This window comes from Ruegeria spongiae (assembly GCF_023502395.1).
Classification (GTDB): domain Bacteria; phylum Pseudomonadota; class Alphaproteobacteria; order Rhodobacterales; family Rhodobacteraceae; genus Ruegeria_C; species Ruegeria_C spongiae.
On the sequence record NZ_JAMFMB010000016.1, the window covers coordinates 36,082 to 54,389 of the forward strand.

The window sequence follows — 18,308 nt, forward strand, 5'->3', positions numbered from 1 at the left end:
CAAAGTTCAGGTCGGTCGGTCCGCTGGTGCAGGTGCGTTCGGGTAGGCGGCGGCAAAGGCCGGGTGGGCGCTGCAGGTCTTTTCGACTGACAGGACTCGCGGCAGATCGGAGGTTTCGACCTTCCACCGGTGTGCATTGTACAGTTGCGGCATCAGGCAGATATCGGCAAGGCCGGGGGTCGCGCCGCAGCAAAAGGGGGTCTGGTCAAACCCGGCCAGAAGCGCCTCGAACGCCAGCAGGCCGGGACGGATGAAATGTTGCATCCACGCATCCGGCATATTCTCGGCTTCACCTGAAAGCGCCTTGGCCTGTGCGGCCACCGAGAGATTGCAGACCGGGTGGATATCAACCGCGATTGCATAAGCGAGCGCTTGTACCTGCGCCCGTTTGGCGGCGTCTTCGGGTAACAGGCCAAGATGCCGGGTTCGGTCGAGGTAGTCGAGAATGGCCAGCGATTGGGTCAGTTTCAGATCGTCGATTTCCAGCACCGGTACAAAGCCCTGCGGATTGCGCGCCAGATGCGCCGCGCCGCGCTGCTCGCCCTTGACCAGATCGACAGGCACCGCACGATAGGTGATCCCGGCCAGGTTCAGGGCGATGCGCACCCGGTAGCTGGCCGATGATCGCCAGTAATCGTAAAGGATCGCCTCGCTCATATGGACCCGAACGCAGCCGCCTGCAGTGCCTGCTGCAGCACCTTCTGGTCACCGATGTGATTGGCCAGGACCAGAACCAGCCGCGCGTTCAGCGCGTCGCTGGCGGCTTTGTCGAGGCCCTCGTGGGTCTCCAGCAGGTCGGCGTAGAAATCATCGGCCTTGTCGAAATTCGGTGTCAGGATCAGATCGGACATGGTCTTACTCCTTGCCTGTGGCGCGACGGATCGCGCTGCGGAACAGGGCGTCGTCATAGCTGGGGCGGCGTGCGGCCACATATTGATCGGGCCGGATCAGGTAGACCGCGCTGTCATTGCTGCCCAGAAGCCGTGCTTTCAGCTGCATGCTGGGGTCATCCTTGAAGGACAGCGCCAGCCGGGTCACGGTGATACCGTCCTCTTCGATGACATCCGGCGCCTCCGCGTCGATGGTCAGCAGAGTGAACCCGTCGCCCAGTTTCGACAGCAAGAATTCATCGCCCAGCGGCGCGTCGGGGCAGGGCGCGCCGGGGCGTGCCCGCTCGGGGCCGTCCAGCGCATCCGCCGAATTGAGCGGCGAGCCCTCATAGATCGTCGGCGTCGACAGGCGACCGGAATTCACCAGCGGTCGGGCAAAATCGTAATGCTCGCTCAGATCCAGCACTGCGTCGCGGAACAGTCGCGAGGTTTCGGATTTGGGCGTGATGAAATCGGTCGACCTTGTGGAGTTCAGGATGTTTTCATCCGCGCCCTGCATCCGTTCGGTGTCATAGCTGTCCAGCAGGCTGTCGGGCGCTGTGCCGTCGATCACCAGCTTCAGCTTCCAACTCAGGTTGTCGGTATCCTGAATGCCCGAGTTTGCACCGCGCGCGCCAAAGGGCGACACCTGATGCGCGCTGTCACCGGCAAAGATCACCCGGCCGTGGCGGAACTGCTCCATCCGGCGACACTGGAAGGTATAGATGCTGACCCATTCCAGTTCGAAATTCACATCCTCGCCCAACATCGCCTTGAGCCTCGGAATGACGTTCTCGGGGCGTTGCTCGCGTTCCTTGTCGATGTCCCAGCCCAGTTGCAGGTCGATGCGCCAGACATTGTCCGGCTGCTGGTGCAGCAGCGCCGATTGCCCCTTGTTGAACGGGGGATCGAACCAGAACCAGCGCTCGGTCGGGAAATCCGCCTCCATCACCACGTCGGCGATCAGGAAGTTGTCCTCGAACACCCGGCCTACGAAATCCATGCCCAGCATGGCGCGGGTCGAGGACCCCGCCCCGTCGCATGCGATCAGCCAGTCGGCCTCGATATTGTAGGAGCCTTCGGGCGTGTCGATCTCAAGCGTCACATGCTCGGGATGGGTACCGATGGCCGAGACCTTGTTGCGGCCCCTGATCTCGATCTTTGCGCCTTCGCCCTGCAGCGCGCGAATGCGGTCTACCAGATATTCCTCAATGTAATATTGCTGCAGGTTGATGAAGGCGGGGTGTTCGTGGCCCTCTTCGTCTTGCAGGTCGAATTCGTAAACCTTCCGGTCATCGAAAAAAACCTTGCCCCGGTTCCACAACACGCCCTTGTCAACCATCGGCCTGCCGCAGCCCAGCCGGTCGGCGATCTCAAGCGTGCGTTTGGAAAAACAGATGGCGCGCGAGCCGAAGCTGACCTTGTCATTGTCGTCCAGCACGACAACCTCGATCCCCTGCTGCGCCAGATCGATCGCGGCGGCAAGGCCAACGGGGCCCGCGCCGATCACCACCACCTGATGCCGAACCGGAGCGGGCGTGCCCTGATCGGGGCTGTGCTCGTAGGCATAGAGCGGCGTTTCAAAGATCTTGTTCATGGGTCTCCTCCCCATTGACGCGGTTTCGCAGCAGCTTGGCACCGATTTTCGTCCGCCAAAACGATCTGGATCAAGGTCGCGCCGGATTTCCTATCCCTGCAGCGCCTCCCACATGTCCAGGTCTCGCTGGGCAGTCCAAATGCGCGGCGTGTCGATGCCGCGCGCCTCGTCATAGGCGCGGGCGACGTTGAAGGGCAGGCAGTGTTCGTAGATCGCGTAATCGGCGAATTTCGGATCGCATTCGGCGCGCACCGCGTCCCAGGCCTCTTTCAGCGTGCCGTTTCGCGCCGCCACACGCGCGGCGGGGCGGTAAGTGCTGGCGACAAAATCGCGGGTGTTCTCGATGGCGGCGTTCACCATCTCCTTGCCGACCAGCGCGTTGCCGCGTCCCGGTGCGATAGCGCCCACGTCAAACCATTTGATCGCGTCCAGCGTATCGCCCCAGTCGCCGAAATGCCCGTCGCCGCAATAGCAGGCCGAGTGATATTCGACGATATCGCCGGTGAACATCACGTTCTGATCCGGCACATGGATGACGATATCGCCCGCCGTGTGGGCGCGGCCCAGATGCATCAGGTCGATCCGGCGGTTGCCCAGATAGACGGTCATCGTGTCGCTGAAGGTGGTGGTGGGCCAGGTCAGGCCCGGAATGCTCTCATGCCCTTCGAACAGGCGCGGGAAGCGTTGGAATTCGCTGTCCCAATCCTCCTGCCCGCGTTCCACGACCATGGCGCGGGCCATGTCCGACATCAGGATCTGTTGCGCCCCGAATGCGCTGGCGCCCAGCACGCGGACGGCGTGGTAATGGGTCAGCGCCACATGGGTGATCGGTTTGTCGGTGACGGAACGCACGCAGTCGATCACCTTATGTGCAAGGCGCGGGGTCGCCTGCGCCTCGACGATCATCACGCTGTCATCGCCGACGATCACGCCGGAATTCGGATCGCCCTCGGCGGTGAAGGCATAAAGACCCTCGCCCACTTCGGTGAAGGAAATCTCTTTCTCGCTCATGTCTCCCTGGGACGCGAATGCCTTGGCCATGATGTTATCCTTACCGTTCGTAGGGGGTTTCAAGTGCAGGCAGAACCGTTCCGACACAATCGCCGAACCCGATCACATAGCCATCGCCCTGTGCCGCGCCTTTCAGCGTCAGCGTATCGCCATCCTCGATGAAACTGCGTGTCTCGCCACTTTCAAGCGTCAAGGGCTCTTTGCCACCCCAACTCAGTTCCAGCAATGAGCCGCGCTCGGGTTTGGTCGGGCCCGAGATAGTGCCCGACCCCAGCAGGTCACCGGCATGCATCGGGCAGCCCGACGTGGTGTGATGGGCCAGTTGCTGGGCAGCGGAATAATACATCTCGGTATAGTTGGTGCTGGCGATGGTGCTGGCGGGCTGGCCCTCGGGGGCCATCGTGACCTCAAGCTCGATATCATAGAGCATCGGGCCGCAATCTTTCAGGTGATCCAGCAACGCGACCTCGCGTGCTGGGGTGTCGCGGCGAAACGGCTCCAGCGCGGCTTTGGTCACGATCCAGGGCGAGATCGAGGTGGCGGTCGCCTTGGCCTGGAACGGCCCGAGCGGTTGGTATTCCCAGGCCTGAATGTCGCGCGCCGACCAGTCGTTCAGCAGGACATAGCCAAAGATGTGATCATCGGCCTCCTGCACCGTGATGGGCCCGTCCGAGGGTGTGCCGACGATGGCCCCCATCTCAAGCTCAAGGTCAAAACGCGCGCAGGGCGCAAACCGGGGCTGGGTGTCGTTGGGCCCTTTGAGTTGCCCCCAGGGGCGACGGATCTCTGTGCCGGAGACCACAACCGAGGAGGCGCGACCGTTATAGCCGATCGGGATATGCAGCCAGTTGGGCGGCAAGGCATTTTCCACGCCGCGAAACATCGTGCCCACATTGGTTGCGTGGTGACGGCCGGCATAGAAATCGGTGTATTCGCTGACCGCAAAGGGCATATGCAGTTGCGCGGCTGCCATCGGGGCCAGATATGGCTCGACCGTGTCGCGTTCCGCCGCGCCCTCTGCCAACAGGGCGACCAGCCGCGCGCGCAGGGCGGCCCAGACGGCGGGGCCTTCCTCCATCAGCGGGTTCCAGAACGGCATGTCAAAGAGCGCATAATCGGCCAGTGCGATCAGGCCGCTTTCCTCGGCTGCCGTCACATCAAGGATCATGTCACCAATGGCAACGCCACAGCGGGGTGTTTCAGCCCCGATGGAAAATACCCCATAGGGCAGGTTGTTCAGGGGAAACGGGTTGCCAGCGGTGTTGGCCGAAGCAACCCAGGATGTCATCAGGGGCATTCTGTCTCCAAGCGTTGGGTTTGCGCTTATTTCTTACCGGGTGTCCCGTCGAATTTCTTTTCGATATCACCCCAGCAGTCAATGTAGTCATCCTGCAGCGGCGCCTCATTGGCGGCAAAAGCCGTCAGGTGCTGCGGGAAACGGGTTTCGAACATGAAGGACATGGTGTTGTCGAGCTTGTCCGGACCCAGATTGGCGTTTGAGGCTTTCTCGAACGCTTCCCGGTCCGGCCCGTGCGGCAACATCATGTTGTGCAGGCTGGTGCCGCCTGGGACGAAGCCCTGCGGTTTGGCGTCGTACTGGCCGTATATGTTGCCCATCAACTCCGACATGATGTTCTTGTGATACCAGGGCGGGCGGAATGTGTCCTCCATCACCATCCAGCGTTCGCGGAACAGCACGAAATCGATATTGGCGGTGCCCGGCACACCCGACGGCGCGGTCAGCACGGTAAAGATCGACGGATCCGGGTGGTCGAACAGGATGGCACCGATCGGGCAATAGTTGCGCAGGTCGTATTTCACTGGCGCATAGTTGCCGTGCCAGGCGACCACATCCAGCGGGCTTTGGTCGATCTTGGTCTCATGGAACTGGCCGCACCATTTGATGGTGACCGTCGAGGAGGTCTCGCGATCCTCGAAGGCCGCAACAGGTGTCTTGAAATCACGCCGGTTGGCCATGCAATTGGCCCCGATCGGGCCGCGCCCAGGCAGTTCGAATTTCTGGCCGTAGTTTTCGCAGACAAAGCCGCGCGCTGGGCCTTCCAGCACCTCGACCCGGTAGAGCAAACCGCGCGGGATGATGGCAATTTCCTTGGGTTCCAGATCGATGATCCCAAGCTCGGTGCACAGGCGAAGGCGGCCTTCCTGCGGGACGATCAGCAATTCGCTGTCGGCGGAGAAGAAATAGCTGTCCACCATCGACTCGGTGACCAGATAGATATGACACGCCATCCCCACCTGCGTGTTCACGTCACCGGCAGTGGTCATGGTGCGCATGCCGGTCAGCCAGGTCAGGCCCTCATCGGTATGGGGCACCGGGTCCCAGCGGTACTGGCCCAGCGAGATCACATCATCCAGCACGTGCGGCGCTGATTTCCAATAGGGCAGGTCGATCTTTTCATAGCGATGCGAATGCTTCACCGACGGGCGGATGCGATAGCACCATGTGCGCTCGTTCTGATGGCTGGGTGCGGTGAAGGCGGTGCCGCTGAGCTGTTCGCCATAGAGCCCATAGTTACATTTTTGCGGGCTGTTCATGCCCTGCGGCAGCGCGCCGGGCAGAGCCTCGGTTTCAAAGTCATTGCCGAAGCCGGGCATATAACCCTCGGTGGTGCCTGTCGGGCTGTCGGCTTGGGTAAAGCGATGTGGCGCGATTGGACGATTCATGGCTTCTCCTCCGGTTGCTGCTTGTGGAATATTAGTTGTTTTTGTAACTAACAAGGCAAGGAGACGCGAAAATGGCAAAAAATGATGCGTTCGATTTGCAGAATTTCCTGCCCTACCTGCTCAATCAGGCGGCCGAGCAGAGCTCGTTGGAGTTTCAGCGCATCTACAAGGACCGCTATGGTCTGCTGCGCACCGAATGGCGGGTGATGTTTCACCTGGGCATGTATGGCGAGATGACCGCCAAGCAGATCGGCGAGCGGGCCATGACGCACAAGACCAAGATCAGCCGCGCGGTGTCCCGGTTGGCGCAGCGGCGCTATCTCAGCCGGACACGCAGTGAAAACGACCGCCGTGCCGAGGTTCTGGCGCTGACACCGTCCGGGCAGAATGTGTATCAGGAATTGCGAGGGATCGCCGAGGCGTATGACGCCCGGCTCGACCGCCGGTTTTCGCGCGGCGAGGGGGCGTTGCTGCGGATGATGTTGCGGCGTCTTGCCGGACTCGATGATTGATCTGGCAATATGCGCCTTGCGTGCTCATGTGACATACTGCACGCACTGCTTTACCGGAGACCTCAATTGACCCTGACAACGCCCACCGCACAAAGCGCGGACACCCGACAGGCCAGTTTGACCGCGTGGCTGTTGCAGCGGGGGCAGGTCGGAGAAGAGCAGCAACAACTGCTGGAAGGTTATTGCCGCCTCTTGCTGGACCTGGGCGTTCCGTTGTTGCGGCTGCACGTGGCGCAAAGTGCCTTTCACCCTAAATATGGCGGTATCGGCTTTGACTGGCTGCGCAACGAGGGCATGTCGCGCCAGACTTACGAACACAACCCGACACCCCGCGATGACTGGTTGAAGAGTCCGCTCTATTACCTTTTGTCTTCGGGCGAAGGCGAAATACGCGAACGGGTGCCGCAGGATGACGCCCCGGCGCGATTCCCGATATTGAACGACCTGAAGGCGCTTGGGGCGACCGATTATTTCGCTGCCGCTGTGCAATTGGAGGAACATGATCCCGGTCAGCCTGTTGACCCCAACAATGCACCCGAAGGCGTTCTGATCTCATGGGTGAGCGATGCGCGGACCGGGTTTTCGGACGCGGATATCGACTTGATCCGGGCAGGGTTGCCCGCGCTTGTGCTGGCGCTGAAATCCGCCGCGAACCGGCGGATCGCCGAGGATCTGATGCAGGTCTATCTGGGGCGGGACGCAGGCAGGCGCGTTCTGTCCGGCGAAATCCAGCGCGGCTCGTTGCAGACGATAGACGCGGTTTTGCTCTATTTCGATCTGCAAGGGTTCACGAAACTGTCCGAACAAATCCCCGGGGATGATCTGATTGCCATGCTGAACGCCTATTTTGGGGTTGCCGTGCAGGGCGTTCACGCCTTTGACGGCTCGATCCTGAAATTCATGGGCGACGGCATGATGGCGATGTTCAATCTGAACACGGCGGCCAGTTCTGCGGCGGCGGGTCTGGACGCGGTGGCGCAATTGCGGCGTGCTCTGGTTGAGCTGCAGTCAGAGCGGGCTGCTGTGGGGCTCACCAACACGGGCGTCACATTCGCGCTGCATGCTGGCGAAATTCTCTATGGCAATATCGGCGCTGAAAACCGGCTGGATTTCACCGTGATTGGGCCTGCCGTCAATTTGACGGCGCGGCTTTCAGGCATGCATCGTGCGGTGGGTCAGGATGTAATTGTATCCGATGCGGTCCGGCGGGCTGCGGGCCAGACCGAACATGATCTGATCAGCCTCGGGCGCTACATGCTGCGCGGCGTGTCCGAGCCGCAGGAGCTGTTCACCATCTATGGCGGGGAAGGTTGAGAGGGATCAGAAGTCGATCTCGACGCCCGGCAGGCTGAGGGCTTTCATCATGTCGCGCAACTCCTGCCGGGCTGCGACGTTCGAGATGTTGAGCTGCTTGACCCCGATATCCTTGAGGTCCAGCAGGGTCAGGCCGCGCGGGAACAACTCGCGGAAGATAACCCGCTCGGAAAAGCCCGGCGCGATGCGAAAGCCGATCCGGTCGGACAGCATCTTGAGCGCGCGTTCCATCTTTTCCTTGTTGACCATGCGCTGGGTGCCGACGCGGTTGCGCAACACGACCCAGTCGATCGGTTTCAGCCCGGCTTGCGCGCGCAACTGGCGGGCATTCCAGACCATCTCGGAATAGACCGAAGGACCGACGATGGCCTCGCCGGATGAATCCGTGCGGGCCAGCAGATCGAAATCAATGAAGCTGTCATTGAGCGGCGTGACCAGCGTGTCGGCCAGCGAATGCGCAACCTGACTGAGCCGTGTGTGCGAGCCGGGGCAATCGATCAGGATATAATCGCTGTCGGTTTCCAGTGAGCCGACGGCAGCGGACAGGCGGTGGTCATAGATGTTCTCGCCCGGCTTAAGCGTCTGCGGATCGATCTCGGGCAGGTCGTGGTTGACCGGGCCGGGCAGGTCGATCTCGGCATCGCGCAGGAAACTGCGACGGTTCTCGAAATAGCGCCCCAGGCTGCGCTGGCGCAGGTCAAGATCCAGCGTGTTGACCTTGTATCCCATCCGCGCAAGGGCCGTGGCCACATGCATCGAAACCGTGGATTTCCCCGCGCCGCCCTTTTCGTTCCCGACGACAATGATATGTGCCATGCCTGTCTGTCCCACATTCCGCGCGATTGTCTCCGCGCTGTTGGGGCCCACTATATGTTGTGTGCCTTGCAAAGGGAAGCGGTGTTGCACCTGTTTGCATTGCCAAAGTTGCCTGACGAACAGCCAAGACTCTCGGCCTGCAAATGGGGGAGCCGCGCGGCAGTGATCCGCTCCACAGCCAGAGCGATACAAAAGTTTTTACAATTCTCGCAAAGCTGGTAACCTCCTGACCTTACAAGACATTGAACTTCAGTGCCGGGCGGTTTGGATCTGGACCGACGTGTTCCCCGCATCGCCCCATCAGCGCGCAATGCGTGCGTTCCGCCCGAGAGGAGACGCTTCGTGTCGATTTTTCATTCAATCTTCGGACTGATCGGTGATCTGACCTGGGGCTTTGCTCTGATCCCGATGCTTGTGGTGTTTGGTGTGTTCATCACCCTGATGACCCGTTTCGTGCAGCTAGAGTATTTCACCCGCATGTTCCGCGTGTTGTCGGGCAAGAACAAACCCGGCGATCCCAATGCGATTTCGGCGCGCGAGGCGCTGCTGTTGTCGGTTGGGGGTCGCGTCGGCGGTGGCAATATCGCGGGCGTCGCTGTGGCGATCAGCCTTGGCGGGCCGGGTGCGGTGTTCTGGATGTGGGCGATTGCGCTGTTGGGCATGGCCACCAGTCTGGTGGAATGCTCGCTGGCGCAGCTTTACAAGCAGAGGCAGCCGGACGGGATGTTCCGGGGTGGCCCGGCGCGCAGCATAATCCACGGGCTGGGTGGCGAGTACCGCTGGCTGGCGCTGGTTTATTCGGTCTGCCTGATCGCGTCCTTTGCGTTTGGCTTCAACGCGTTTCAGGGCAATACCGTGGCCGGAGCGGTGCAGGACAGCATGGGGATCGACCGGCTCTGGACCGGGCTGCTGTTGGCGGGGGTTTCGGGATTTATCGTCTTTGGCGGTATTCACCGGATCACCAAGGTTGCCGATGTGGTGGTTCCGATCATGGCGGTGGCTTATATCGCGATGGCGCTGGTGGTGATCCTGCTCAATATCGGCGAGGTTCCAGGCGTGATCGTCTCGATTGTGGCCAATGCGTTCGGCATCGAAGAGGCGGTCAGCGGTGGCATGGGCGCGGCGCTGGCGCAGGGCTTGCAGCGCGGACTGTTTTCCAACGAGGCGGGGCTGGGCTCGGCCCCGAACGTGGCGGCGACGGCGGATGTGCGGCATCCGATCAGCCAGGGCATCACCCAGTCGTTTTCGGTATTCATCGACACGATCTTCATCTGTAGCTGCACCGCTTTTGTGGTGTTGCTGGGCGATGTCTATGTCCCGGGCGCCGAAGGGGTGGACGGCATTGCGCTGACCCAGCAATCGCTGGTGTCGCATCTGGGGACATGGTCGCAATACCTGTTGTCCTTCATGCTGCTGCTCTTTGCCTTCAGTTCGATCATCTACAACTATTATCTTGGCGAGAATGCGCTGAGCTTCATCACCAAGGCGCGCAACGCGCTTCCCATTCTGCGGGTCGGCGTTGTCCTGGTGGTGCTGTTGGGGGCGATTGCACCCGGTGCCACGGCGGTCTTTTTCTTTTCGGACCCGCTGATGGGGCTGTTGGCGGTGGTCAATCTGGTTGCGTTGATGATGCTGATGCCCATCGCGCTGCGGCTGCTCGGAGATTTCCGCAAGCAATTGAATGCCGGGGTGGACCGGCCCGTCTTCGACCCTGAGGCATTTGCCGATCTCGATATCGACCGCACCGCATGGTCCAATGCACAGGGCGCGGACGGGGATTGACCTGAGCAAAACAAAAAGGGCCGCCCCGAAGGGCGACCCTGATACCAGAAAAGGCAATGAGCGTTTAGAAGCCCAGGCCTTCGTATTTCTTCTTGAACTTCGACACGCGGCCGCCGGCATCCATCAGGCGGGTGTTGCCACCGGTCCAGGCCGGGTGCACCGAGGGGTCGATATCCAGCGCCATCTGGTCGCCTTCCTTGCCCCAGGTCGAGCGCATCTGCACAACCGTGCCGTCGGTCATTTTGACGTCGATCACGTGATAATCGGGATGGGTGTCTTTTTTCATGGGTCCGCTCCTTACGCCTGGGCGCCAGCCTTGGGCTTGTAGTGGGTGTCTTCTGCGATACGGGCGGATTTACCGCGGCGCGCGCGCAGATAGTACAGTTTGGCGCGACGGACGCGGCCACGGCGAACAACAGTGATGCTGTCGATATTGGTCGAGAACAGCGGGAACACACGTTCCACGCCTTCGCCAAAGGAAATCTTGCGAACGGTGAACGAACCGGCAATGCCATTGCCGTTCTTGCGGCTGATGCAGACGCCTTCGTAGTTCTGCACACGGCTCCGCGTACCTTCGGTCACCTTGTAGCCGACGCGAATGGTGTCGCCGGGTTTGAAATCGGGAATGTCCTTCCCAAGAGCGGAGATCTGCTCCGCTTCAAGCTGTGCGATCAGGTCCATCTGATCTACTCCTATCTGCTCGTGGTTGATCCACGAAGGTGGTGTCGCCTCAGAGCTCTTGGTCTTCACCGGGTCCGCCAAAGCGCCCGCCAGAGATCAGGTCGTCATTTCTTCGGTTTTCGGATCTGCGGCCTTTGACCTGTCGAAGAAACAGGCAACCCAATAAATCCAAGCCGGGCGACTCATCTCTGAGCCCCGGCCAGCGGTGTATAAGAGCAGATGCGCCACAGATCAAGGGGCCAAGATCATGGCGAGGCCCCTTGAGAGGCGGTTCAGGTCTGGTCGTCGGTCGCGGCGTCAGGCGCGTTCTTCTTGACCGACTCGATGCCATTGTCGCGACCCGAGGCGCTGGCATAGCTCTGCGAGGTGCCGATCACCTGACCGTTGCTGGCCTTGAGATTGAACATATGCTTGCCAGCGGCGGTTTCCTTGCGCTCATACCGCGCATCATCACCGGCGTTATCCTTGACCGACTTGATGCCGTTTTCAGCGCTGGCCTTCTGTTTGTAGCCTTCGCTGGCCAGAATGTTCTCGCCATTGCCCGCTTTCAGTCGAAAGCGGAATTCACCGGATTTGTCAGTGTAGAGTTCAAATTTTGCAGCCACGGCTTCCCTGTCCCTCGGTTATTTGTGTGGGCTGAGCTTACACAGCGGTGGCGATCTGCGGCAACAGGTGATTTCGGCTTGGCCGAGCGCGCGCATCTGGCGCGAGTCCGGCCTTACCAATGGCGTGGTTCTCAGAACGAATTTGCCGCCGTCTGCTGCAATCCGCTGCCGACCAGCTGATCCAGAATGACACGCCGCTGCTCGGGCGAGCCGACGTTGAGTTGCTGCAACTCGGTTGCGGTAAGTTCGCGCCGTTCGAAGCCGCGCCGCGACAGGCAGCGGTCGATGCCGTTATATTCGCCGCGGGTTCGGATGTCCTGTTCATTTGCGGCAACGGCGACGACACCGATAAGTCCGGCCAGAACAAACCCACCGGCGTAACTTCCCACGACGGTGTTCTGTCCCGATTTTGGCGCGGTCGGTGCGCAAGCCTGAAAGGCGGCGCGCGCGCTATCGAGGTTTTGACCCGGCTGATAGGGCACAGAAGGTCCCGGCAACTGGCTACAAGCCGACAGCAGCGTGACCGCAGCCAAAGCTATCCGTTTCATGGAAGAGTCCCCAAAAATCTATTTCCGTACAAGCAGCAGACGACTCATCTTTAACGGGTAAAATCGTTCAAAAAGATGGCACGAGGATTAATCGCCAGAATTTTTTGGATGCGAGGCGTCAAGTTGGGCAAAACGAGGTCTTGGGGCTGCGTCAGCCGTCGTCATCGGACAGTTTGCGCCACAGATCCGGGCGACGGCTCCGGGTGATTTCCGCGCTCATCTCCCGCCGCCATTGGGCCACCTTTCCGTGATGGCCGGACATCAGCACATCGGGGATCGTGCGGCCCTTCCATTCGGCGGGGCGGGTGTATTGCGGATGTTCCAGCAGGCCCGAGGAAAAGCTCTCTTCCTCGGTCGAGGCCTGGTTGCCCAGCACGCCGGGGATCAGCCGGACGGTGGCGTCGATCAGCGCTTGCGCCGCGATCTCGCCGCCGGTCATCACGAAATCGCCCAGCGACACCTCCTGGATGCCGTAATGCTCCAGCACCCGTTCATCGACACCTTCGAAGCGGCCACAAAGCAGGGTGACCCCGTCGGCGCGGGCCAGCGACTGCATCATCTGCTGATCCATCGGTCGCCCACGCGGACTGAGGTAGATCATCGGCCAGTTGCCCCTGACGCCCGCCATCGTGTGTTCGATCGCCTCACCCAGCACATCCGGGCGTAGCACCATTCCCGCGCCGCCACCCGCAGGGGTATCATCAACATTGCGGTGCTTGCCGACGCCAAACTGGCGCAGATCGACGGTTTCCAACTGCCACAGCCCCTCTTGCAGGGCCTTGCCGGTCAGGCTTTCGCCCAGCACACCGGGAAAGGCGCTGGGAAAGAGTGTGATGATCTTGGCTTTCCACACGCCATGCAGGTCTGGCGTGGCGGACATGAGTTCTTGGGGCCGCACTGTCGGGCGAATCGCCTTGCGGCCATGAGATTTGCTTGGCGCTGTCATGGGGTGCTTGTAAAACATACCCAAGCCTAAGCAACCATAAGCATATTGAGGCGGCAGTGACACAGATTGAAATCAACCGGCCCCGCGTGGCCGGCCCTTCCCTGTTGGAGGACGAGGCGGTCGCGTTGTGGCGCGATGTGGCGGCGGAAATAGGCTGGCCCGTGCAGCCGGTTTCAATGCGGTCGCTCAAGCTGGATTCCACCCGGTCGATTGCGGTTGCCAAAGTCACCGGGCCAAATGCAAAAGCGGTTGTTCTGAAGGGTGAATTCGGTCGGTTTCGCCCTGACCGGCTGGCACGTGATCTGGAGGCGCTGGAGCGCGCCCGCACTGTGCTCGCCCCTTGCCCGGATCTCGCCGTACCCGAGATATTGTGGAGCGATCCGGCGCGCGGCGTGTCGATCCAGTCTTTTGTGCCCGGCGATAGCGGTCGCAAGGCGCTGGCCTGGGCCCGTTTTGGTCTTGGAGATCGCAGCGCGATCCTGCGCCGGTGCGGACGCTATGCCGCAGCCTTGCATCGGGGCGGAGTGGATCAGGTTGGCGGTTTCCGGCCCGGTCGCTTTCTGGGCCGGGTTTCGGAACGCGCTGCAAAGGTTCGGCAAGGCGTGCTGGCGGTGCCAAAACCCAGGCGGTTCCTCGGCCTCTGTGCCTATCTGCATCGCGCCGGGCGCCGCTGCCGGAGCGCCCCGGCCCAGCATTGCCGCACCCATGGCGATTTCCATCTGCTCAACCTGATCGTTGCCGATGACAGGCTGACCGCGATTGACTTTCGCAGTCGGAGCCAGGGCTATGGCTATACCGATCTGGCCCGGTTCTGGCTGAATGCCGGAGAGGCGTTCGATCCGCAGGACAAGGAAGCGTTGGGGTTTGCGGGCCTGCCTCTTGCCGATCTGCAGGCGCTGGAAGAGGGCTATGGGCACCGCGCCCATGAGGACCCGGTCTTTGTGTTTCTCTTCGCCCACCAGATGTATACGGAATGGAGCAAACTGGCCGGAACCGGTGGCAAGCTGCGACCTGATCAGCGCCAGCAGCTCATCCGGCTGACCGCGCGATTGGATGCTCTGCTGGCGGCCGAGGCCTTAGAATAACCCGTCCGGCGGGTCGGCCACGATGCGGCCTTGCACCAGATCAACGGTTGGAACAATCGCAAGGGTGAAGGGCAGCAGCACGGTGGTCTTCAAGCCGGGGCCATGGATTTCCAGAAGGTCTGCCGCGCCGTGGTTCATTACCGATTTCACCCGCCCCAACAGGTTGCCGCCAGTGTCAAAGACTTCGAGCCCGATCAGGTCGGCATGGTAGTATTCGTCATCGGGCAGCGACGGCAGTTGGTCGCGCCGGGCAAACAGGCGCAGGCCGCGTGCGGCATCTGCCTGTTCTTTGGTTTCAACCCCACCCAGCCTTGCGGCAAAGCCGTTCTTGATGGCCCGCGTCAGGGTCAGTGAATAGCTGGTTTCGCCGGCCTCGTCGGAGAGCGGCGAATAGGTTTCGATATCTTCCGGGATCGCACAGAAACTCTTGAGGCGCACTTCGCCCCGCACCCCGAACGAGCCGGAAATGGCCCCAACACAGATCAGATCACTCATTCGGCTGCCCCGTCTCAAGACATAAACCATCACGCCAGTCGCCACGGTCCTCGCAAGCCCTGTGCTGGTTGTTGCGCTCATAAAGAACACCGGCCACGAAGGCGACCATCAAAAGCAGCGGCAGGCGTATCAATCCGAACATGGGCCCTCAGCGTGTTTCAAGCAGGGGCGCGGTGTTGCGGGTTTCCCACCCGGCGCGCTCCAGCTCTGGGCTGTCAGATACCTCTTCAGGCCAGCCGATGCAAAAATAGCCGATCAGGCTCCAGCCTTCGGGCACGTTCAGGTCGCGACAAAGCCGCCCGGGATCGAGGATCGAGACCCAGCCCAGCCCCAGCCCCTCGGCCCGTAGGGTCAGCCAGAACAAAGTGATCGCGCAGGCCACCGAATAGCGGCGCATTTCGGGCATGGTGCCCGCGCCCAACCCGCGTCCTTTGCTGGTGGTATCATCGCAGAACACGGCCATCTGCACCGGAGCGTCCTGCATGCCGGACAGCTTCAGCTTGCTATAGGCGGCGGTGTCTGCGCCGGAATAGCCCGCCAGCGCGGCGATATTGGCGGCCCGGAAATTGTCCAGCGCGGCGGCGCGGGCATCCACGCTTTCGATGCGCAGGATGCGCCAGGGTTCCGACAGCCCCACCGAAGGGGCCGTCGAAAACGCAGAGAGGCAGCGCGTCAGCACTGCCTCGTCCACCGGGTCGGTGCGGAACCGGCGCACATCGCGCTGGAGCCGCATCAACAGGTCAAGCTGCGTGCGGAAATCCTCGCTGAAACTCAGATCCCGCACGGTCGCTTTCCTTACTCTTCAGCAGCAGCTTCTTCTGCCGGTGCAGCAGCTGCTTCGGCGGCTTCAGCAGCCTTGGCGGCTTTCTCTTCTGCACGTTCCTGGGCTTTCTTGCCCGGTGCACCCTTCTTGGGGTTGCTGCGCTCGGCTTTGTCGCGGGTGCCGGCAGCTTCCAGCATGCGCGCGATCCGGTCGGTGGGCTGAGCGCCCTGGTCCAGCCAGTACTGAACGCGCTCGACGTTCATCTTCACGCGCTCTTCGCTGTCTTTGGGCAGCAGCGGGTTGTAGGTGCCCAGTTTCTCGATGAAACGGCCATCGCGCGGCATACGGCTGTCAGCGGCCACGATGCGGTAGAAGGGGCGTTTTTTCGAGCCACCACGGGCCAGACGGATCTTCATTGCCATTGTGTTTTCTCCTTTGAATGGCGGACACACCGTTTGGTGTGTGTTTTGGATGCGATGGGAGGCCCCATCCTGCGTTTGGTTATTCCTGTTGTTTCTTGTGGTGCCGGATCACTTCCTGAATGATGAAATTCAGAAAGGCCCGGGCAAAGTCGGGGTCAAGGTCGGCTTCTTCGGCCAATTGTTCGAGGCGTGCGATCTGTGCCGCTTCGCGGTTGGGATCGGACGGGGGCAGGTCGTGCTGCGCCTTGAGGCGGCCCACGGCCTGCGTGTGCTTGAACCGCTCGCCCAGCGTGTAGACGAGGATCGCATCGAGGCGGTCGATGCTTTCGCGGTGTTCCTTTAGCAGTTCCGCGGCGCGGCTGACGGGATCAGTCACGGGAAGATCCTTTCGCAGTGTCGGGCTGTTTGGTGTCGCATCAGGCTGCCTCCGGTTTCGGATGGCGGTAGACGATCGAAGGGGCGGGGTCGCCCGCATAAGCCAATTCGCCATCGGCAAAGGCGCCGATACGTTCGGCCAATGCGATGGATCGGTCATTGCTCGCGTCGATATAGCTGACCAGCGAGGGCAGGCGCATATGGTCGAACCCATAGGCGCGGGCGGCTTCCGCTGCTTCGCTGGCATATCCGTGGCCCTCGGCCTCTTCGGTCAGCATGAAGCCCAGCTCCGGCTCTTCGTCACCGGGCTCGAAGCCCAGCAGAACAAAGCCCAGCAGCGTGCCGTCCTGCCGCGATGTGACGGTCCACAGCCCGTGACCGCGCAACAGCCACCCCGCGACCATGTTGGAGAAGTCATGCCAGGCCTCGGCCCGCGTCGCATGGCCCAAATGCGCCCCACGCGGGCTGAGCGCGATCTCGGCATAGGCGCGGAAATCTTCGATATGCGGCGCGCGCAACACCAGCCGACGGGTTTCCAGCACGGGAATCCGGTCTGCCAGCTGCCGCGCCTGCATCGCGCAGGAGCCTTTGACGGGCAGTTCACACATCATCAGGGTCATACTGCACCCCCGTTCGCATCTGCTGCGGGCAGATCGTTCATGATCTGCGCGCGCAGATTCAAGCGGCCAGTCTCAAGCGAGGGGATGGCAATGCGGTTCTGCATCATTGTGCCACACCGGTCTTTGGCTGGTGACGATAGGCGTCGCAATTTTCCAGCGGGATATCCGCGCCCGGATCAAGTTGTGCGCCCAGCCGTTCGGCCAGCACGCGCGAGCGGTGGTTGGCGGCGTCGATAAAGCTGACGACACTGGCCCAACCCAGATCGCTGAACAGATGGGTCAGCACGGCCTGACAGGCTTCGCGCGCGAGTCCCTGGCCTTCGAATTCAGGACCGACCACCAGCCAAGACAATTCGGGTTCCGGAAATTCGGCGGGATGATAGGGGCCTGCCATACCGATCATGGCCATATCCGGCTTGCGATAGACCGAGAACAAGCCATAGCCACGCAACGCCCATTGCCCGGCATAGAGCGTCAATTTGCGCCAAGCCTCATCATCCGTCATCGGGCCGCCATAGAACCGACTGTGATCGGATTTCAGGAACCCGAACATCGGCGCGACATCCTCGGGGGACGGGCCGCGCAGGATCAGGCGGTCGGTTTCCAGAATGCGGGGGCGCAGATCGCTCATGCGTAAGCCTCCATTCCGCCGTTTTCAATCTGATCGGGGGACAGGTGGCGCCAGACCTGCATTTCACCGAAAACGGGATGTTGGATTGGGGCCTCCGGGGTTGCGCCCATCCGCTTCGCCACTGCGGCTGAACGGATGTTGTCTGACATCATGCAGCTAACCACCGTGTCCCATCCCAGAACATCATAGGCATAGGTGCGGCTGACCAGAGCGGCCTCCAGCGCGATGCCACGCCCTTCTGCGGCATCAAAGACCGACCAGGCGATTTCAGGCTCTGGCCAGTCTTCGCGAAAGAACAGGCAAACCACGCCCAGCGGTGCGTCTGTCGTGGCGTCAGCGACCATCCAGCGCCCGTAACCGCGCAGATGCCATTGTCCGATTAGTCCCGACATCCGGTCGAAGGCTTGCGTGCGCGAATATGGCCCGCCCACACCCACCGAACGTGGCGAGGCGCAGAACGCCGCATAGGCGTCGAGGTCCGACAGGCGCGGGGCCCGCAGGGTCAGACGCTCGGTTTCCAGCGTGGGGATATGGAGGGTGGTTCCGGTCAC

General features: G+C 61.4%; 24 protein-coding genes. 4 read left to right on the plus strand and 20 right to left on the minus strand.

The genetic code is table 11. The annotated features are described in order from the left end of the window. Nucleotides 1-6: 6 nt before the first annotated feature. The 6 genes from maiA to hmgA all read right to left on the minus strand — a co-directional run bounded on the left by maiA (nt 7) and on the right by hmgA (nt 6,162). Nucleotides 7-657, minus strand: a complete 651-nt coding sequence (gene maiA, locus M3P21_RS13320) for a maleylacetoacetate isomerase (RefSeq protein ID WP_249710570.1) — start codon at nt 655-657, stop codon at nt 7-9. Continuing rightward, the gene (locus tag M3P21_RS13325; RefSeq protein WP_249710571.1) at nt 654-851 is read right to left on the minus strand and encodes a DUF2783 domain-containing protein; all 198 of its coding nucleotides are present in this window, start codon (nt 849-851) and stop codon (nt 654-656) included. The genes maiA and M3P21_RS13325 overlap by 4 nt, the downstream gene beginning before the upstream one ends. A 4-nt stretch (nt 852-855) precedes the next feature. Continuing rightward, a complete protein-coding gene (locus M3P21_RS13330; protein ID WP_249710572.1) occupies nt 856-2,466 on the minus strand; it encodes an FAD-dependent oxidoreductase in 1,611 nt (536 codons plus the stop codon). Between the two features lie 90 nt (nt 2,467-2,556). Then, a complete protein-coding gene (locus M3P21_RS13335) occupies nt 2,557-3,507 on the minus strand; it encodes an MBL fold metallo-hydrolase (RefSeq protein WP_249710573.1) in 951 nt (316 codons plus the stop codon). Nucleotides 3,508-3,517: 10 nt separating this feature from the next. After that, nucleotides 3,518-4,774 carry a fumarylacetoacetase gene (fahA, locus tag M3P21_RS13340; protein ID WP_249710574.1) on the minus strand — a complete coding sequence of 419 codons (1,257 nt, stop codon included), beginning with the start codon at nt 4,772-4,774 and terminating at the stop codon, nt 3,518-3,520. Between the two features lie 26 nt (nt 4,775-4,800). Beyond that, nucleotides 4,801-6,162: a homogentisate 1,2-dioxygenase gene (hmgA, locus tag M3P21_RS13345; RefSeq protein ID WP_249710575.1), complete on the minus strand. Its 1,362-nt coding sequence runs from the start codon at nt 6,160-6,162 to the stop codon at nt 4,801-4,803. Between the two features lie 71 nt (nt 6,163-6,233). Here hmgA and M3P21_RS13350 point away from each other — a divergent pair, with 71 nt between their 5' ends. Together M3P21_RS13350 and M3P21_RS13355 are read left to right on the plus strand one after the other, a co-directional pair. Beyond that, the gene (locus M3P21_RS13350; RefSeq protein ID WP_249710576.1) at nt 6,234-6,674 is read left to right on the plus strand and encodes a MarR family winged helix-turn-helix transcriptional regulator; all 441 of its coding nucleotides are present in this window, start codon (nt 6,234-6,236) and stop codon (nt 6,672-6,674) included. Between the two features lie 66 nt (nt 6,675-6,740). Further along, nucleotides 6,741-7,988 carry an adenylate/guanylate cyclase domain-containing protein gene (locus M3P21_RS13355; protein ID WP_308445958.1) on the plus strand — a complete coding sequence of 416 codons (1,248 nt, stop codon included), beginning with the start codon at nt 6,741-6,743 and terminating at the stop codon, nt 7,986-7,988. Between the two features lie 6 nt (nt 7,989-7,994). Here the strand turns inward: M3P21_RS13355 and M3P21_RS13360 are convergent, their stop codons facing one another. Next, the gene (locus tag M3P21_RS13360; RefSeq protein WP_249710577.1) at nt 7,995-8,804 is read right to left on the minus strand and encodes a division plane positioning ATPase MipZ; all 810 of its coding nucleotides are present in this window, start codon (nt 8,802-8,804) and stop codon (nt 7,995-7,997) included. 342 nt (nt 8,805-9,146) lie between these two features. Here M3P21_RS13360 and M3P21_RS13365 point away from each other — a divergent pair, with 342 nt between their 5' ends. Next, the gene (locus tag M3P21_RS13365) at nt 9,147-10,586 is read left to right on the plus strand and encodes an alanine/glycine:cation symporter family protein (RefSeq protein ID WP_249710578.1); all 1,440 of its coding nucleotides are present in this window, start codon (nt 9,147-9,149) and stop codon (nt 10,584-10,586) included. A gap of 64 nt (nt 10,587-10,650) precedes the next feature. On the opposite strand, the gene rpmE is transcribed toward M3P21_RS13365, so the two are convergent. The 5 genes from rpmE to trmD form a co-directional block, all read right to left on the minus strand. Further along, nucleotides 10,651-10,872: a 50S ribosomal protein L31 gene (rpmE, locus tag M3P21_RS13370; RefSeq protein ID WP_249710580.1), complete on the minus strand. Its 222-nt coding sequence runs from the start codon at nt 10,870-10,872 to the stop codon at nt 10,651-10,653. Nucleotides 10,873-10,883: 11 nt separating this feature from the next. Further along, nucleotides 10,884-11,267: a 50S ribosomal protein L19 gene (gene rplS / locus M3P21_RS13375; protein WP_249710583.1), complete on the minus strand. Its 384-nt coding sequence runs from the start codon at nt 11,265-11,267 to the stop codon at nt 10,884-10,886. 272 nt (nt 11,268-11,539) lie between these two features. Then, on the minus strand, nt 11,540-11,872 hold the full coding sequence (locus M3P21_RS22670; protein ID WP_249710584.1) for a YegP family protein: 333 nt from the start codon (nt 11,870-11,872) through the stop codon (nt 11,540-11,542). 131 nt (nt 11,873-12,003) lie between these two features. Beyond that, the gene (locus tag M3P21_RS13385; protein WP_249710586.1) at nt 12,004-12,420 is read right to left on the minus strand and encodes a hypothetical protein; all 417 of its coding nucleotides are present in this window, start codon (nt 12,418-12,420) and stop codon (nt 12,004-12,006) included. A 151-nt stretch (nt 12,421-12,571) separates the two neighbouring features. Further along, nucleotides 12,572-13,366, minus strand: a complete 795-nt coding sequence (gene trmD / locus M3P21_RS13390; RefSeq protein ID WP_249710588.1) for a tRNA (guanosine(37)-N1)-methyltransferase TrmD — start codon at nt 13,364-13,366, stop codon at nt 12,572-12,574. A gap of 56 nt (nt 13,367-13,422) precedes the next feature. On the opposite strand from trmD, the gene M3P21_RS13395 reads away from it, so the two are divergent. Continuing rightward, complete coding sequence (locus tag M3P21_RS13395) at nt 13,423-14,451, plus strand: phosphotransferase family protein (protein ID WP_249710590.1); 1,029 nt, start codon at nt 13,423-13,425, stop codon at nt 14,449-14,451. On the opposite strand, the gene rimM is transcribed toward M3P21_RS13395, so the two are convergent. The 8 genes from rimM to M3P21_RS13435 all read right to left on the minus strand — a co-directional run bounded on the left by rimM (nt 14,443) and on the right by M3P21_RS13435 (nt 18,308). After that, nucleotides 14,443-14,946: a ribosome maturation factor RimM gene (rimM, locus tag M3P21_RS13400; protein WP_249710591.1), complete on the minus strand. Its 504-nt coding sequence runs from the start codon at nt 14,944-14,946 to the stop codon at nt 14,443-14,445. The genes M3P21_RS13395 and rimM overlap by 9 nt on opposite strands. Continuing rightward, on the minus strand, nt 14,939-15,088 hold the full coding sequence (locus tag M3P21_RS13405; protein ID WP_249710592.1) for a hypothetical protein: 150 nt from the start codon (nt 15,086-15,088) through the stop codon (nt 14,939-14,941). Before M3P21_RS13405 ends, rimM begins: the two co-directional genes overlap by 8 nt. A 6-nt stretch (nt 15,089-15,094) precedes the next feature. After that, nucleotides 15,095-15,730 (minus strand): 5,6-dimethylbenzimidazole synthase, encoded by a 636-nt coding sequence (gene bluB / locus M3P21_RS13410; RefSeq protein WP_308445960.1) that lies wholly within the window; start codon nt 15,728-15,730, stop codon nt 15,095-15,097. 11 nt (nt 15,731-15,741) lie between these two features. Continuing rightward, nucleotides 15,742-16,131 (minus strand): 30S ribosomal protein S16, encoded by a 390-nt coding sequence (gene rpsP, locus M3P21_RS13415; RefSeq protein WP_249710593.1) that lies wholly within the window; start codon nt 16,129-16,131, stop codon nt 15,742-15,744. Nucleotides 16,132-16,210: 79 nt separating this feature from the next. Next, nucleotides 16,211-16,507: a chorismate mutase gene (locus M3P21_RS13420; protein ID WP_249710594.1), complete on the minus strand. Its 297-nt coding sequence runs from the start codon at nt 16,505-16,507 to the stop codon at nt 16,211-16,213. Nucleotides 16,508-16,547: 40 nt separating this feature from the next. Further along, a complete protein-coding gene (locus M3P21_RS13425) occupies nt 16,548-17,126 on the minus strand; it encodes a GNAT family N-acetyltransferase (RefSeq protein WP_249710595.1) in 579 nt (192 codons plus the stop codon). Nucleotides 17,127-17,229: 103 nt separating this feature from the next. After that, a complete protein-coding gene (locus M3P21_RS13430; protein WP_249710596.1) occupies nt 17,230-17,757 on the minus strand; it encodes a GNAT family N-acetyltransferase in 528 nt (175 codons plus the stop codon). Next, nucleotides 17,754-18,308, minus strand: coding sequence for a GNAT family N-acetyltransferase (locus M3P21_RS13435; RefSeq protein WP_249710597.1), 555 nt, complete (start codon nt 18,306-18,308; stop codon nt 17,754-17,756). Before M3P21_RS13435 ends, M3P21_RS13430 begins: the two co-directional genes overlap by 4 nt.

Bases quoted from the DNA above. Each gene is read 5' to 3' on its own strand.
- maiA (WP_249710570.1), bottom strand. From the start codon at position 657: ATGAGCGAGGCGATCCTTTACGATTACTGGCGATCATCGGCCAGCTAC.
- M3P21_RS13325 (WP_249710571.1), bottom strand. From the start codon at position 851: ATGTCCGATCTGATCCTGACACCGAATTTCGACAAGGCCGATGATTTC.
- M3P21_RS13330 (WP_249710572.1), bottom strand. From the start codon at position 2,466: ATGAACAAGATCTTTGAAACGCCGCTCTATGCCTACGAGCACAGCCCC.
- M3P21_RS13335 (WP_249710573.1), bottom strand. From the start codon at position 3,507: ATGGCCAAGGCATTCGCGTCCCAGGGAGACATGAGCGAGAAAGAGATT.
- fahA (WP_249710574.1), bottom strand. From the start codon at position 4,774: ATGCCCCTGATGACATCCTGGGTTGCTTCGGCCAACACCGCTGGCAAC.
- hmgA (WP_249710575.1), bottom strand. From the start codon at position 6,162: ATGAATCGTCCAATCGCGCCACATCGCTTTACCCAAGCCGACAGCCCG.
- M3P21_RS13350 (WP_249710576.1), top strand. From the start codon at position 6,234: ATGGCAAAAAATGATGCGTTCGATTTGCAGAATTTCCTGCCCTACCTG.
- M3P21_RS13360 (WP_249710577.1), bottom strand. From the start codon at position 8,804: ATGGCACATATCATTGTCGTCGGGAACGAAAAGGGCGGCGCGGGGAAA.
- rpmE (WP_249710580.1), bottom strand. From the start codon at position 10,872: ATGAAAAAAGACACCCATCCCGATTATCACGTGATCGACGTCAAAATG.
- rplS (WP_249710583.1), bottom strand. From the start codon at position 11,267: ATGGACCTGATCGCACAGCTTGAAGCGGAGCAGATCTCCGCTCTTGGG.
- M3P21_RS13385 (WP_249710586.1), bottom strand. From the start codon at position 12,420: ATGAAACGGATAGCTTTGGCTGCGGTCACGCTGCTGTCGGCTTGTAGC.
- trmD (WP_249710588.1), bottom strand. From the start codon at position 13,366: ATGACAGCGCCAAGCAAATCTCATGGCCGCAAGGCGATTCGCCCGACA.
- rimM (WP_249710591.1), bottom strand. From the start codon at position 14,946: ATGAGTGATCTGATCTGTGTTGGGGCCATTTCCGGCTCGTTCGGGGTG.
- M3P21_RS13405 (WP_249710592.1), bottom strand. From the start codon at position 15,088: ATGTTCGGATTGATACGCCTGCCGCTGCTTTTGATGGTCGCCTTCGTG.
- rpsP (WP_249710593.1), bottom strand. From the start codon at position 16,131: ATGGCAATGAAGATCCGTCTGGCCCGTGGTGGCTCGAAAAAACGCCCC.
- M3P21_RS13425 (WP_249710595.1), bottom strand. From the start codon at position 17,126: ATGACCCTGATGATGTGTGAACTGCCCGTCAAAGGCTCCTGCGCGATG.
- M3P21_RS13430 (WP_249710596.1), bottom strand. From the start codon at position 17,757: ATGAGCGATCTGCGCCCCCGCATTCTGGAAACCGACCGCCTGATCCTG.